Origin of the sequence: Citrobacter arsenatis (genome assembly GCF_004353845.1) — a bacterium.
Lineage (GTDB): Bacteria > Pseudomonadota > Gammaproteobacteria > Enterobacterales > Enterobacteriaceae > Citrobacter > Citrobacter arsenatis.
On sequence record NZ_CP037864.1, the window covers coordinates 4,732,667 to 4,746,703 of the forward strand.

Annotated in this window: 13 protein-coding genes; 7 read left to right on the top strand and 6 right to left on the bottom strand. The window is 53.0% G+C overall.

Going from position 1 to position 14,037, the window contains the following annotated elements; all coding sequences use genetic code 11:
* Positions 1-72 precede the first annotated feature (72 nt).
* From rng to csrD, 6 genes are all read right to left on the bottom strand, one after another.
* A complete protein-coding gene (gene rng, locus E1B03_RS23765; protein ID WP_003025190.1) occupies positions 73-1,542 on the bottom strand; it encodes a ribonuclease G in 1,470 nt (489 codons plus the stop codon).
* The gene (locus tag E1B03_RS23770) at positions 1,532-2,125 is read right to left on the bottom strand and encodes a Maf family protein (protein ID WP_133087039.1); all 594 of its coding nucleotides are present in this window, start codon (positions 2,123-2,125) and stop codon (positions 1,532-1,534) included. The genes rng and E1B03_RS23770 overlap by 11 nt, the downstream gene beginning before the upstream one ends.
* Positions 2,126-2,231: 106 nt before the next feature.
* Positions 2,232-2,720 carry a rod shape-determining protein MreD gene (mreD, locus tag E1B03_RS23775; RefSeq protein WP_003025196.1) on the bottom strand — a complete coding sequence of 163 codons (489 nt, stop codon included), beginning with the start codon at positions 2,718-2,720 and terminating at the stop codon, positions 2,232-2,234.
* Positions 2,721-3,743 (bottom strand): rod shape-determining protein MreC, encoded by a 1,023-nt coding sequence (mreC, locus tag E1B03_RS23780; protein WP_103769920.1) that lies wholly within the window; start codon positions 3,741-3,743, stop codon positions 2,721-2,723. It abuts the gene before it with no gap.
* A gap of 64 nt (positions 3,744-3,807) precedes the next feature.
* Positions 3,808-4,851 (bottom strand): rod shape-determining protein MreB, encoded by a 1,044-nt coding sequence (gene mreB, locus E1B03_RS23785; RefSeq protein WP_000913396.1) that lies wholly within the window; start codon positions 4,849-4,851, stop codon positions 3,808-3,810.
* A 306-nt stretch (positions 4,852-5,157) separates the two neighbouring features.
* Entirely contained in the window at positions 5,158-7,098 is a 1,941-nt protein-coding gene (gene csrD, locus E1B03_RS23795) for an RNase E specificity factor CsrD (protein ID WP_103769921.1), read from the bottom strand.
* Between the two features lie 225 nt (positions 7,099-7,323).
* On the opposite strand from csrD, the gene acuI reads away from it, so the two are divergent.
* The 7 genes from acuI (at position 7,324) to panF (ending at position 14,036) form a co-directional block, all read left to right on the top strand.
* Positions 7,324-8,298 (top strand): acrylyl-CoA reductase (NADPH), encoded by a 975-nt coding sequence (acuI, locus tag E1B03_RS23800; protein ID WP_133087040.1) that lies wholly within the window; start codon positions 7,324-7,326, stop codon positions 8,296-8,298.
* Positions 8,299-8,417: 119 nt separating this feature from the next.
* The gene (gene msrP / locus E1B03_RS23805) at positions 8,418-9,422 is read left to right on the top strand and encodes a protein-methionine-sulfoxide reductase catalytic subunit MsrP (RefSeq protein ID WP_133087041.1); all 1,005 of its coding nucleotides are present in this window, start codon (positions 8,418-8,420) and stop codon (positions 9,420-9,422) included.
* On the top strand, positions 9,423-10,022 hold the full coding sequence (gene msrQ / locus E1B03_RS23810; RefSeq protein ID WP_103769924.1) for a protein-methionine-sulfoxide reductase heme-binding subunit MsrQ: 600 nt from the start codon (positions 9,423-9,425) through the stop codon (positions 10,020-10,022).
* A 392-nt stretch (positions 10,023-10,414) separates the two neighbouring features.
* Entirely contained in the window at positions 10,415-10,885 is a 471-nt protein-coding gene (gene accB / locus E1B03_RS23815) for an acetyl-CoA carboxylase biotin carboxyl carrier protein (protein ID WP_003025210.1), read from the top strand.
* A 10-nt stretch (positions 10,886-10,895) separates the two neighbouring features.
* The gene (gene accC, locus E1B03_RS23820; protein ID WP_003828838.1) at positions 10,896-12,245 is read left to right on the top strand and encodes an acetyl-CoA carboxylase biotin carboxylase subunit; all 1,350 of its coding nucleotides are present in this window, start codon (positions 10,896-10,898) and stop codon (positions 12,243-12,245) included.
* Between the two features lie 107 nt (positions 12,246-12,352).
* Positions 12,353-12,595, top strand: coding sequence for a YhdT family protein (locus tag E1B03_RS23825; RefSeq protein ID WP_103769925.1), 243 nt, complete (start codon positions 12,353-12,355; stop codon positions 12,593-12,595).
* Positions 12,585-14,036: a sodium/pantothenate symporter gene (panF, locus tag E1B03_RS23830; RefSeq protein WP_103769926.1), complete on the top strand. Its 1,452-nt coding sequence runs from the start codon at positions 12,585-12,587 to the stop codon at positions 14,034-14,036. The genes E1B03_RS23825 and panF overlap by 11 nt, the downstream gene beginning before the upstream one ends.
* Position 14,037: the final 1 nt, after the last annotated feature.

Genomic DNA, 14,037 nt, shown 5'->3' on the forward strand with positions numbered 1-14,037 from the left:
CCTGAGTGAATATTGCCGGACGATGGTGCTTGCGCCTTATCCGGCCTACATGCGCGGGTGCCACTACATGATTTACATCATTACCACGTCGAACTGCTCCTGGTTATACAGCGGTTCGATTTGAACTTTGACCTGCTTGCCGACAAAAATTTCGACTTCTGCCAGCGCATGTGACTCTTCACCTTTCAGAGTTTCAGCCACTGCCGGAGATGCGTAAACCAGGAAACGATCGGAGTCATATGCATGGTGTACCCGCACGATTTCGCGCATGATTTCATAGCATACGGTTTCCACCGTTTTCACCGTACCGCGACCATGGCAGGTCGGACACTCGTTGCACAGCACATGCTCCACGCTTTCACGCGTGCGTTTACGCGTCATCTCCACCAGGCCCAGCTGTGAAAAACCGTTGATGCTGGTTTTTACGCGATCCTTGCTCAGAGCCTGCTCCAGAGAGTGCAGCACCCGGCGACGGTGGTCTTCATTATTCATGTCGATAAAATCGATAATGATAATGCCGCCGAGGTTACGCAGACGCAGTTGACGAGCAATGGCCTGCGTTGCTTCAATATTAGTATTAAAGATAGTGTCGTCGAGATTACGATGTCCAACAAACGCGCCGGTGTTGATATCGACGGTGGTCATCGCTTCGGTTTGATCGATGATCAGATAGCCGCCGGACTTCAGCTCTACCTTGCGTTCCAGCGCACGCTGGATTTCATTCTCAACGTCAAAGAGATCAAAAATGGGCTGGCGTCCGCTGTAATGTTCCAGCTTGCTGGTCATCTCGGGGATATATTCCGCCGTAAATTCCAGTAACGCTTCATAGGTCAGACGGGAGTCGACGCGGATCCGGTCAAGCTGCGCATCGGCAAAATCACGCAGCACGCGCTGCGCTAACGCCAGTTCACCGTACATTTGATAGCGCGTTTGCGGGCGCTTTTTACGCTCCATGACTTTCGTCCAGACACGCTTCAGGTAGGCAGCATCCGAGGCCAGGTCCTCTTCACAGACGCCTTCCGCCGCCGTACGAATGATGAATCCGCCCTGCTCATCGCAGTAATCCGCTACCACCTTTTTCAGGCGTTCGCGTTCGGTTTCGCTTTCAATACGTTGGGAAACGCCAACGTGCGAAGCCCCCGGCATAAACACGAGATAACGAGAAGGAAGCGTGATGTCCGTCGTCAGGCGTGCGCCTTTAGTACCTAACGGATCTTTTACCACCTGCACCATCAGATCCTGACCCTGGCGCACCAGCTCAGAAATATCGCGCACGGTGAACTGTTTTTGTTCTTCACCCGCTACGCATTCGGTGTGGGGCATAATGTCTGAAGCGTGGAGAAATGCGGCTTTATCCAGTCCAATATCTACAAAAGCCGCCTGCATACCCGGAAGTACACGACTTACACGACCTTTGTAGATATTGCCTACGATTCCGCGTCGCGCCTCACGTTCAATATGAATTTCCTGCAGAATACCGCCATCAATGTAAGCCACCCGAGTTTCCGATGGCGTTACGTTTACCAACAATTCAGCCGTCATGTTTATCCCTTTTCTCACGCAGTGCGTTAAAATTGGTCAGCAACTCATACGTTTCTACCAGCGGTAAGCCGACTACGGCGTGATAGCTGCCATTTATCTTCCTGACAAAACAGCCACCCAACCCTTGAATACCGTATGCACCTGCTTTATCCATTGGTTCACCGCTGGCAACATAGCCCGCGATGTCCTCATCGGTTAGTGCCCTGAACGTCACTTCCGTCACCACCAGACAGTCCAGACTGTGCTGGCAGTCGGCCAATGCCACGGCGGTCATGACCTGATGCGTTTTGCCCGACAGTTTGCGCAGCATGGCTGCGGCATGGGCGGCGTCGTGTGGTTTTTCCAGCACTTCACCGTTAAGGATAACAATGGTATCCGCGCCCAATACCGGCAAATCACGCTGTACCAACGCCACGCCAGCCTGCGCTTTCTCACGCGCCAGACGCGAAACGTACTGCTGGGCGCTTTCACCTTCGCCACGATTTTCTTCAATTCCCGTAACGATACGTTCGAAAGAAACACCCAGTTGAGTCAACAACGCCTGGCGGCGAGGCGATCCGGACGCCAGATATAAAGAAGTCATAGCAAATCCCAAGCCTGTTATGCCGGATGGCGGCGCAAGCGCCTTATCCGGCCTACAACAGCACTATCCGTAGGCCTGATAAGCGCAGCGCCATCAGGCATTTTCATTATTGCACAGCAAACTGCTGGCGCACTTTACGCATCAGTAAGAATAGCCATGGCCAAAGCACACCATTCACTACACTACTCCAGAACACTTCGGGTCTGAAAGAGACATTGATCACTAAAAACTCGGCCCAGAAAACAATAATATCCACGACCAGTGATAACAACATGACCACCAGCGCCTGTTGCCAGAGCGCGAGATTGCGGAATAGCTGGAATTTCAGCGCGACCAGATAAGCAATGATACTCATCGACAATGCGCGCACGCCAAGCGTGGAACCGCTGATGAGATCCAGTATGGCACCCACCACAAACCCTGTGCCCACATTTACGCGATGCGGCAGCGCCAGGATCCAGTACAACAAGATGAGCAACACCCAGTTTGGCCGGAAAACAAGAATGTCGTCCGGCCACGGCATGACCTGCAGCAACAGTGCAATAAGGAACGAGAGCCAAATCACCCATCGTCCCTGGCTACGATAGCTTGCCACTTACTGTCCTCCCGGCTTACGCGGAGCAGATTGTGGCGGCGTAGTATCTGCAGGCGCAGGAGTCACACCTGTTGCGGGAGCTGGCACTGGCGCTGGCGGCCCCATGGCATCTGGCGCAGGCAGCACCTGCGGCATCATTTGCATCAGACGTTCATTGGCAACGCGGTGCACTTCTTCCGGTGTCATCGGATTTGCGCCATTACGATCGGCGCCCCACAACAGTAACAGATAACGCAGACGCTGCAGACCCGCGGTCGGGCGAGCCTGAATCACGGTATAAGCGCGCTGAGTGTCCAGCTTAACGGAAGAAACAACAGCAACCGGATACCCCTCAGGAAAACGGCCACCCAGGCCCGAGGTAACCAGCACATCGCCAACGCGAATGTCGGTATTGGCCGGCAGGTGTTCGAGCTGAAGATCGTCGGTGCAACCGTTACCCGCGGCGATTACGCGAATATCGTTACGCAGTACCTGAATAGGCAACGCATGCGTTGCATCGCAAATCAGCAGCACGCGGCTGGTCAGTTTAGCCACCGCAACGACCTGACCAACTACGCCTTTGTCGCTAATAACCGGCTGACCTTCATAGACGCCGTTAACGCTTCCTTTGTCGATCACTACCTGATCGCTGTAAGGGTCATTAACCGTTGAGATGACCTGCGTCACCATCTTTTGTTCGTCCTGACGCAGCGGCGACCCCAGCAGCTCGCGCAAACGCGCGTTCTCCTGTTTATATTGCCCCAGCATCAGCAGCTCGCTGTTTTTCAGCAGCAGTTCCTGACGCAACGCCCGGTTTTCAAGTTCGAGTTGGTCACGTGAAGCCAGCGTTTGCGAAACGCCATCGAGTAATTCACGGGGACCATTTGAGATAAAGTAGAAAGGACTGACGGCGGTATCCATGTACGTTCGGATTTGACTAAACGTACCCAGGCGGCTGTCGGCAATAATAACGCCGAGCGCCACCAGCACCGCCAGAATAAGGCGAATCTGTAGCGACGGGCCACGGCTAAAAATTGGCTTCATAGTCTATGCGTATTCTCGTATCAGAGCGGAAGGGTAACCCGCTGGCTACCCTACCTGCATCCGATTACTCTTCGCTGAACAGGTCGCCGCCGTGCATATCGATCATTTCCAGTGCCTTGCCGCCACCACGCGCCACGCAGGTTAGCGGATCTTCAGCAACAACAACTGGAATACCGGTTTCTTCCATTAACAGACGGTCAAGGTTACGCAGCAGCGCACCGCCACCGGTCAGTACCATGCCGCGTTCGGAGATGTCAGACGCCAGCTCTGGCGGGCACTGTTCCAGTGCAACCATTACCGCGCTCACGATACCGGTCAGCGGTTCCTGCAGCGCTTCCAGAATCTCGTTGGAGTTCAGGGTAAAGCCGCGCGGAACACCTTCTGCCAGGTTACGACCGCGAACTTCAATTTCGCGCACTTCGTCGCCCGGATAAGCGGAACCGATCTCGTGTTTGATACGTTCTGCGGTAGCTTCACCGATCAGAGAGCCGTAGTTACGACGTACATAATTAATGATCGCTTCGTCGAAGCGGTCGCCGCCAATACGTACAGAAGAGGAGTAAACCACACCGTTCAGGGAGATAACGGCAACTTCAGTGGTACCACCACCGATATCCACAACCATAGAACCGGTTGCTTCAGAAACGGGCAGACCCGCACCGATCGCAGCCGCCATCGGCTCTTCAATCAGGAAGACTTCACGGGCGCCTGCGCCCTGAGCGGACTCACGGATCGCACGGCGTTCAACCTGAGTTGCTCCAACCGGTACACACACCAGTACGCGCGGGCTTGGGCGCATGAAGCTATTGCTGTGCACTTGTTTGATAAAGTGCTGGAGCATTTTTTCAGTCACGAAGAAGTCAGCGATAACGCCGTCTTTCATTGGGCGAATTGCAGCGATATTGCCCGGCGTACGACCCAGCATCTGCTTCGCATCATGACCTACTGCAGCCACGCTTTTCGGCGAACCGGCACGATCCTGACGAATGGCCACAACAGAAGGCTCATTCAATACGATGCCTTGTCCTTTTACATAAATAAGGGTATTCGCGGTACCCAGGTCAATGGACAGGTCATTGGAAAACATGCCACGAAATTTTTTCAACATACTAAGGGATAATCCTGAAAGCTGGGGCGGAAAACAAAATCCGCTTACTTTACCAACCACACGCAGCAGCGACAAGGCGCAAAAATCATCTGCTACGGTGAAAATTAGTGCAGTTCGTTTCCTTTGTTACAAAACCGGCCTGAGTCCATCAGGGCTGAATAAATCAGCAGCACTCCTCGCTTTTGTTTGCAACCTGTCAAAGGTCATTCACCTGCATGTTTGCTGTTACAACCCGGCGAGCAGACAAGCACACCCCCAGAAGGCACAGCGCGCGTTATTCTACGTGAAAACGAATTAAACGGCAGGTTAAACCGAGTATCTTTGCGAATATTTTTTCACGTTAGTGTCAAGTGGCTGTGATGAGGCAAAAAAATCCCCTTGCCCACCGGCAACTCCGCGCTCCGTCAGCGTATGCCACTCGCTACGCGAACGAACACCCGTGGCGTAAACCTGCGTGGGTGTTCCAGAACAGGCCTCCACCAGGCTTTGAACCAGGAGCTGGTTTTCAGTTCGCTTTTCAATATTCCTCACCAGGCTTGGATGGAGCTTCAATAACTCAACGTTAAGCTCTTTGATCCAACTGGTGCTCACCAGCGTTAAACCCGCCTGCGTAACTGCGATTCGCACACCCAGCGCATTCATCAATCTGATGACGGGCTGTAACCGGCTGATATGTTGACAGACATCTGCCTCAGCAAGTTCAATAATTATGCGTTTGCGTAGTGATTTTTCGCACTGCATCAGCGTATCACGTAGCCAGCGCTGAAAACGTGGGCGAATTAGCGATTCAACCGTTGTCTGCATCGCCAGACTTTCCTGCGGCCAGTAACCCAGCAGTAGGATCAGACGGCTGATTTGCAGACGGTCATACTCTTCAGCCAGGCCAAACTGCAGCACCATCGGCATATATTCCGCCGAAATAACCTCTTCGCTGCCATCAAAGATACGACACATCAGCTCGCGATGGTGTACTCGACCTTCACGCGTTACCGCAGGCTTTTGATAAATTCTCGGTCCGCCCCGGCTGAGCATCTGTTCGATCAGCGTTCGCCAGCGTACGTTGCCTCGCCCTTTTTCCGGCAGTGAATCATCATAGACCGACCAGCTATTCCCACCCTGCAATACCGAATTCCGCGTGGCGGCTTCGGCATGATCCATCACTTGTTCCGTCGATTGACCGTTGCGGCAAACGCAAATGCCAATATGAACCATATCGGCACGATCGATCATTTTATTAGCCGGAAGCGCATCCACCGCTTTTAATAATTGCCCGGCGATGCTTTCCGCCTCTTTCAGAGTACGGTGTGGTAGCAAGATGGCGAAATCGCTACGGTGGTAGCGCGCCAGCAATGCGCCCGGATAGCGCGTCATAAAAGTCGACAACAAATTGATTAATGTCGAAATTTGTTCTTCCGCGAGGGTAATTCCCCAGCTATCGCGCAGCAGAGTAAAGTCCGGCAGACGCACCATCATCACGACGCCATGCGATCCCACTTTTTCCTGATCTTCCAACAGCGTGGCCAGTTGGTTATCAAAGAACAGACGGTTGCTCAGCCCGGTTTTCGTATCCTGTGCTACATAGGAGCGAATCAGCGTATCCAGGCGGCTGCGTTGTTCGCGGGCATTTTGAATTTCGGTCAGCAGCATATCGAGTGCGCTACTGGTTCGGGCTGGCCATTCATAAACCGTTCCCCGCACGTTCGGTCCACGTTCGCCGTTCAGAATGCGCGTGGAACGAATCTCCAGCAGCTCCTGACCCGAAAGCTGGCGTTGAAGCCAGCGTACCGACAAAAAGAGCATCAGTATAATGAAAGCAATCGCCAGCGTGAGCGGCGCGGTGGTCACCAACGAATGAAAATAGTTGCCCATCGGATCCTGATAAACCAGACGTAACGACATGCCAGGATGTTTGACCAACGGGACGGTGATGTCACGATACAGATTGTTCGTCCCCGCCGGGCGATAACTGCTGGAGCGAGAGTGGTCATACACAACTTTTTCGCCCTGCAGCAATTCGATGCGCACGATATCAACCGAAACCATCATTTCATCGATTTGCGGGGTTAACGCTACAACATCGCGGGAGACAAGGTGTGTATCAATCGCCGTCGCCACCGCCTGAACACGGGTGGTGAACTTATATTGAATCGCGTTGTAAAAACTCAGCGAGCAGCCGATCAGAGTCACGAAGATCGTTAACCCAGTAAGCAGCGTGACAAAAGCTGAAAATTTCGTCGTTAATCGCATCCTTGTGTTAACTCCGACAGTTATGAAACGGGCATGAAAGTGATAAAGCGACTCAACAATGCAAAACTGAACGCAAAATACGTCAATTTATACAAACAGTGTGGGCATACTACCAAATCAGGTATATCTGGCAATTTATTGCGCAGAATCGGCATCATGTTTTGATTAGCGAGTATAGTCTTCATTATTCATTTTCCAATCCACTATACGAATTGAGGACAGGTTATGCAGGCTTTGATCTTAGAACAGCAGGACGGAAAAACCCTCGCATCCGTTCAGCCCCTCGACGAAAATCAGCTACCGGAAGGCGATGTGACGGTGGATGTCCACTGGTCAAGCCTGAACTACAAAGACGCCCTGGCTATCACCGGCAAGGGTAAAATCATTCGTAATTTTCCGATGATTCCTGGCATTGATTTCGCCGGTACCGTTCGCGCAAGCGAAGATCCCCGTTTTCATGCGGGTCAGGAAGTTTTACTGACCGGCTGGGGCGTAGGCGAAAATCATTGGGGTGGACTGGCAGAACGCGCACGCGTGAAAGGCGACTGGCTGGTTGCGCTGCCAAATGGACTGGATGGACGTAAAGCCATGGTCATCGGTACCGCCGGCTTTACCGCTATGCTGTGCGTTATGGCGCTTGAAGATGCAGGTATTCGTCCGCAAGACGGTGAGATTGTCGTCACCGGCGCCAGCGGCGGCGTGGGCAGTACGGCCGTTGCGTTACTACATAAGCTGGGTTATCAGGTTGCGGCGGTTTCAGGTCGCGAAAGCACCCATAATTACCTCAAGAGCCTGGGCGCTAACCGTATTCTTGGCCGCGATGAGTTTGCAGAATCACGCCCGCTGGAAAAACAGCTGTGGGCTGGCGCGGTGGATACCGTTGGCGACAAAGTTCTGGCAAAAGTCCTCGCACAGATGAACTACGGTGGCTGTGTTGCCGCTTGCGGCCTGGCGGGGGGATTCGCACTGCCAACCACGGTGATGCCATTTATTCTGCGTAACGTACGTTTGCAAGGGGTGGATTCTGTGATGACGCCGGCGGCACGCCGTGCAGAAGCCTGGGCGCGCTTGGTTAAGGATCTGCCGGAATCTTTCTATGCTCAGGCGGCAACGGAGATTACGCTGGCGGATGCGCCGAAGTTCGCTGATGCGATCATCAATAACCAGGTACAAGGCCGCACGCTGGTGAAGGTGAAATAACTGACTCTGGCGCAGAAATTTACACTTAATTAACGAAATTTCGCGGCACATCTACAGACTCCCTGCCATATTAACTACGCGTCCCCTGTCAGTTATGACGCGTAAGCCGGGAGTCTGTTATGAAGAAATTACGTCCATTTACAGAAGCCGACGTCACTGACGAGTCGGCTTTTTTTATGCAGCGTCGCCAGGTGCTGAAAGCATTAGGGATAAGCGCTGCCGCGTTGTCTTTACCCCACTCTGCGCAGGCTGACCTTCTGAGTTGGTTTAAGGGAAATGACCGCCCCCCCGCGCCCGCGGGTCAGCCACTTGATTTCAGTAAACCCGCCGTCTGGCAAAATTCGCTTCCTTTAACCCCAGCGGATAAAGTTTCTGGTTACAACAACTTCTATGAATTCGGCCTCGATAAAGCGGATCCGGCAGCCAACGCTGGCAGCCTGAAAACTGATCCATGGACATTGAAAATCAGCGGTGAAGTTGCAAAACCACTCACTCTCGATCACGACGCCCTGACCGCCCGTTTCCCGCTGGAAGAACGGATTTACCGGATGCGTTGCGTGGAAGCCTGGTCAATGGTTGTGCCGTGGATTGGCTTTCCGTTACATAAACTGCTGGCGCAGGTTGAACCCACCAGCAACGCAAAGTATGTCGCGTTCGAAACGCTGTACGCACCGGAGGATATGCCGGGACAGAAAGATCGTTTTATTGGCGGCGGGCTGAAGTATCCCTATGTTGAAGGGCTGCGCCTGGATGAAGCGATGCATCCGCTCACGCTGCTTACCGTGGGGGTTTATGGAAAAGCCCTCCCGCCACAAAATGGCGCGCCCATTCGCTTGATTGTGCCGTGGAAGTACGGATTTAAGGGCATAAAGTCGATCGTGAGTATTAAGCTCACGCGCGAGCGTCCTCCGACAACCTGGAATCTGGCCGCCCCCAATGAATACGGGTTTTATGCCAACGTGAATCCGCATGTCGATCATCCCCGCTGGTCCCAGGCCACTGAGCGTTTTATTGGCGCTGGCGGTATTCTGGACGTTCAGCGCCAACCCACGCTGCTGTTTAACGGTTACGCCAACGAGGTTGCGTCGCTGTACCGTGGCCTTAATTTGCAGGAGAATTTTTAAGTGCGTCTGACCGCAAAGCACATTACCGGGCTGAAAATTTGCCTGCATCTTGCCGGTTTTTTACCGTTTATCTGGCTCTTTTGGGCGGTAAATAACGGCGGCCTGAGCGCGGATCCGGTCAAAGATATCCAGCACTTTACCGGTAGGACAGCTCTGAAATTCTTACTGGCGACCTTGCTGGTCTCTCCTCTCGCGCGCTACGCTAAACAGCCATTATTGATACGCACACGTCGCCTGTTAGGGCTATGGTGTTTCGCCTGGGCAACGCTGCATTTAACCAGCTACGCGCTCCTCGAGTTGGGTATTAATAATCTGGCGTTGTTAGGACGGGAATTAATCACACGACCTTATTTGATGCTGGGCATTGCCAGTTGGGTCATATTATTCGCCCTCACTTTAACGTCTACGCAATCAGCACAGCGAAAGCTGGGTAAAAACTGGCAGTATTTGCACAACTTCGTCTATCTTGTGGCGATCCTGGCACCCATACATTATCTGTGGTCGGTAAAAATTATCTCCCCTCAACCGATCATTTATGCAGTACTCGCTGCGGTGCTGTTAGCCTGCCGTTACAAGAAGCTTCGCCAGTGGTGGCGGTAGTTTCACGATATGTGCAGTGCGTTGCAAAACACGGACGATCCGATTTTCTTTACATGTTAACGGTTGATTATCTTCCCTGATAAGACCAGTATTTAGCTGCCAATTGCTACGAAATAGTTATAATGTGCGACTTTGCTATCCCCGGTAGCGTTTTTAGAGCGTTGAAAGGGTGACATTCGCATGTTGAAGGTATATTTTGTCTTTTACCCGAAAATGGCAGAAGATAGCCGCACAATGACTAACAAGTCTGGCAATCTCACTTAATGGCAACCGCACCCAGTGCAACGCCTGAGATGCGTGGCATCTTGTCACTCACTGTTATAAAAATGCTATACAGACGGCGGTAAAACGCTTGTCACAATCTCACTAAACAAAGAGTACGGAACCCACTCATGGATATTCGTAAGATTAAAAAACTGATCGAGCTGGTTGAAGAATCAGGCATCTCCGAACTGGAAATTTCTGAAGGCGAAGAGTCTGTACGCATCAGCCGTGCGGCGCCAGCTGCAAGTTTTCCAATGATGCAACAGGCTTATGCTGCACCAGTGATGCAGCAGCCAGCTCTGTCTAACGCTGTCGCACAAACTGCCTCTCCAAGTATGGAAGCTCCGGCAGCAGCGGAAATCAGTGGTCACATCGTACGCTCCCCAATGGTTGGTACGTTCTACCGCACCCCGAGCCCGGATGCGAAAGCGTTCATCGAAATCGGTCAGAAAGTGAATGCGGGCGATACCCTGTGCATCGTTGAAGCCATGAAAATGATGAACCAGATCGAAGCTGATAAATCCGGCGTAGTGAAAGCGATTCTGGTAGAAAGCGGTCAACCGGTAGAATTTGACGAGCCGCTGGTCGTCATCGAATAACGAGGCGAACATGTTGGATAAAATTGTTATCGCCAACCGCGGTGAGATTGCCCTGCGTATTCTTCGTGCCTGTAAAGAACTGGGCATCAAGACTGTCGCGGTGCACTCAAGCGCGGATCGCGATTTAAAACACGTATTGCTGGCGGATGAGACGGTCTGTATTGGACCGGCTCCGTCCGTAAAAAGCTATCTGAACATCCCGGCTATCATTAGCGCTGCTGAAATCACCGGCGCGGTGGCAATTCACCCGGGCTATGGCTTCCTCTCTGAGAACGCCAACTTTGCTGAGCAGGTTGAACGTTCCGGCTTTATCTTCATCGGCCCAAAAGCCGACACCATCCGCCTGATGGGCGACAAAGTGTCCGCAATCACCGCCATGAAGAAAGCTGGCGTACCGACAGTCCCAGGCTCTGACGGCCCGCTGGGCGATGACATGGACGCTAACCGCGCTCATGCTAAACGCATCGGCTACCCGGTTATTATCAAAGCCTCCGGCGGCGGCGGCGGTCGCGGTATGCGCGTCGTGCGCAGCGATGCCGAACTGGCACAATCCATCTCCATGACCAAAGCGGAAGCGAAAGCAGCTTTCAACAACGACATGGTTTACATGGAGAAGTACCTGGAAAACCCACGTCACATCGAAATTCAGGTGCTGGCAGACGGTCAGGGTAACGCGATTTATCTGGCAGAACGTGACTGCTCCATGCAGCGTCGTCACCAGAAAGTCGTCGAAGAAGCACCAGCGCCGGGTATTACCCCGGAACTGCGTCGCTACATCGGCGAGCGTTGCGCCAAAGCGTGCGTTGATATCGGCTATCGCGGGGCGGGTACTTTCGAGTTCCTGTTCGAAAACGGCGAGTTCTACTTCATTGAGATGAACACCCGTATTCAGGTTGAACACCCGGTAACCGAAATGATCACCGGCGTTGACCTGATCAAAGAGCAGCTGCGCATCGCTGCTGGACAACCACTGTCCATCAAGCAGGACGAAGTTGTGGTTAAAGGCCATGCGGTAGAATGCCGTATCAACGCCGAAGACCCGAACACCTTCCTGCCAAGCCCGGGTAAAATCACGCGTTTCCACGCGCCGGGTGGCTTTGGTGTGCGCTGGGAGTCTCATATTTACGCAGGCTACACCGTACCTCCGTACTATGACTCAATGATCGGTAAGCTGATCTGCTATGGTGAAAACCGCGACGTAGCGATCGCCCGCATGAAAAACGCATTGCAGGAACTGATCATCGACGGTATCAAAACCAACGTCGATCTGCAGATCCGCATCATGAATGACGAGCATTTCCAGCACGGTGGAACCAATATCCACTATCTGGAGAAAAAACTCGGACTTCAGGAAAAGTAAGCGAGCGTTTACCGAAAAGGCCGGAAATTCCGGCCTTTTGTTTTTCTCCCCTCCCGCACGTGCCATAAGGTACAATCCCCGCTTTCTTTATCCACAAGGGACAAAAAATGGACGCTCGTTTTGTTCAGGCCCATAAAGAGGCGCGCTGGGCGCTGTGGCTGACCCTTTTATATCTTGCCTCATGGTTAGTGGCCGCTTACTTACCCGATTCCACGCTCGGTTTTACTGGCTTACCGCACTGGTTCGAAATGGCCTGCCTGCTAACGCCGCTGGTTTTTATCGTACTGTGCTGGGCGATGGTGAAGTTCATCTATCGCGACATTCCGTTGGAGGATGACGATGCAGCTTGAAGTTATTTTTCCGCTGGTCGCCTATCTGTTGGTGGTCTTCGGTCTTTCTGTTTATGCCATGCGTAAGAGAGTGACCGGCACCTTCCTGAATGAATATTTTCTTGGCAGCCGTTCGATGGGCGGCATCGTTTTAGCGATGACGCTGACAGCCACTTATATCAGTGCCAGTTCATTTATTGGCGGTCCCGGTGCTGCCTACAAATATGGGCTAGGTTGGGTGCTGCTGGCAATGATTCAGCTTCCGGCCGTCTGGCTCTCTCTGGGTATACTCGGCAAGAAATTCGCTATTCTGGCCCGTCGTTATAATGCCGTTACCCTCAACGATATGCTGTTTGCGCGCTACCAGAGCCGCCTGCTGGTGTGGCTGGCGAGCCTTAGCCTGCTGGTCGCCTTTGTCGGCGCAATGACCGTGCAGTTTATTGGCGGTGCGCGTTTGCTGGAAACCGCTGCGGGCATCCCTTACGAAACCGGTTTGCTGATTTTTGGCGTCAGTATCGCATTGTATACGGCGTTCGGCGGATTTCGCGCCAGCGTGCTGAACGACACCATGCAGGGCATGGTGATGCTGATTGGTACTATCGTTCTACTGGTCGGTGTCGTTCACGCTGCCGGTGGCCTGAGTAATGCGGTAGTAACCCTGCAAACCATCGATCCTAAACTGGTTTCGCCGCAGGGTGCTGATGACATTCTGTCACCCACGTTCATGACCTCATTCTGGGTACTGGTATGCTTTGGCGTCATTGGCCTGCCGCATACGGCGGTACGCTGCATCTCTTATAAAGACAGTAAAGCAGTGCACCGCGGCATTATCATCGGCACTATCGTGGTGGCGATCCTGATGTTTGGTATGCATCTGGCAGGTGCGTTGGGACGAGCGGTAATCCCTGACCTGACGGTACCGGATCTGGTTATCCCTACGCTGATGGTCAAAGTCTTGCCGCCGATAGCTGCCGGGATCTTCCTCGCGGCCCCCATGGCGGCGATCATGTCGACGATCAATGCCCAATTGCTGCAAAGTTCCGCTACGATCATTAAGGATCTGTATCTGAACCTTCGTCCGGAACAGCTGAAAAACGAAACCCGGCTGAAGCGCATGTCGGCAGTGATTACCCTGCTGCTGGGTGCATTATTGCTGCTGGCCGCCTGGAAACCGCCAGAGATGATTATCTGGCTTAACCTGCTGGCGTTTGGCGGACTGGAAGCCGTCTTCCTGTGGCCGCTGGTGCTGGGCCTGTACTGGGAGCGGGCAAACGCGGCGGGCGCATTGAGCGCAATGATTGTCGGCGGCGTACTTTATGCCGTACTCGCCACCTTTAACGTTCAGTACCTGGGCTTCCACCCGATTGTGCCCTCGTTACTGATAAGTTTGCTGGCTTTCCTGATTGGCAACCGTTTCGGTTCCGCCGTCCCGCAAGCTGCCATATTGACTACTGATAAATAAA

Excerpts from the sequence above, each read along its gene's own strand:
- rng (WP_003025190.1), bottom strand. The coding sequence starts at position 1,542 with ATGACGGCTGAATTGTTGGTAAACGTAACGCCATCGGAAACTCGGGTG.
- E1B03_RS23770 (WP_133087039.1), bottom strand. The coding sequence starts at position 2,125 with ATGACTTCTTTATATCTGGCGTCCGGATCGCCTCGCCGCCAGGCGTTG.
- mreC (WP_103769920.1), bottom strand. The coding sequence starts at position 3,743 with ATGAAGCCAATTTTTAGCCGTGGCCCGTCGCTACAGATTCGCCTTATT.
- mreB (WP_000913396.1), bottom strand. The coding sequence starts at position 4,851 with ATGTTGAAAAAATTTCGTGGCATGTTTTCCAATGACCTGTCCATTGAC.
- csrD (WP_103769921.1), bottom strand. The coding sequence starts at position 7,098 with ATGCGATTAACGACGAAATTTTCAGCTTTTGTCACGCTGCTTACTGGG.
- acuI (WP_133087040.1), top strand. The coding sequence starts at position 7,324 with ATGCAGGCTTTGATCTTAGAACAGCAGGACGGAAAAACCCTCGCATCC.
- msrP (WP_133087041.1), top strand. The coding sequence starts at position 8,418 with ATGAAGAAATTACGTCCATTTACAGAAGCCGACGTCACTGACGAGTCG.
- accB (WP_003025210.1), top strand. The coding sequence starts at position 10,415 with ATGGATATTCGTAAGATTAAAAAACTGATCGAGCTGGTTGAAGAATCA.
- accC (WP_003828838.1), top strand. The coding sequence starts at position 10,896 with ATGTTGGATAAAATTGTTATCGCCAACCGCGGTGAGATTGCCCTGCGT.
- E1B03_RS23825 (WP_103769925.1), top strand. The coding sequence starts at position 12,353 with ATGGACGCTCGTTTTGTTCAGGCCCATAAAGAGGCGCGCTGGGCGCTG.
- panF (WP_103769926.1), top strand. The coding sequence starts at position 12,585 with ATGCAGCTTGAAGTTATTTTTCCGCTGGTCGCCTATCTGTTGGTGGTC.